Below are 240 nucleotides of genomic sequence, written 5' to 3' on the forward strand. Positions count from 1 at the left end.
GGCAACGGACTTTGACTCCGTCATTCCTAGGTTCGAATCCTAGATCCCCAGCCATTTGTTCTTGCCTGCAAGAGGCTGCAACCTTGCAGTTGCCACCTGCGCGTGTGGCGGAATTGGCAGACGCACCAGACTTAGGATCTGGCGGGCAACCGTGGGGGTTCAAGTCCCTCCACGCGCACCATATACGCGGAAATAGCTCAGTGGTAGAGCATCTCGTTGCCAACGAGAAGGTCGCGGGTT

The 240-nt window shown here is 57.1% G+C and carries 1 tRNA gene; it reads left to right on the top strand.

What is annotated here, in order from left to right:
* The first annotated feature begins 98 nt into the window (after positions 1-98).
* A tRNA-Leu gene (locus LKX83_RS32860) sits at positions 99-181 on the top strand.
* Positions 182-240 lie beyond the last annotated feature (59 nt).

This window comes from Cohnella baijiui (genome assembly GCF_020731285.1).
Taxonomy (GTDB): Bacteria; Bacillota; Bacilli; order Paenibacillales; family Paenibacillaceae; genus Cohnella.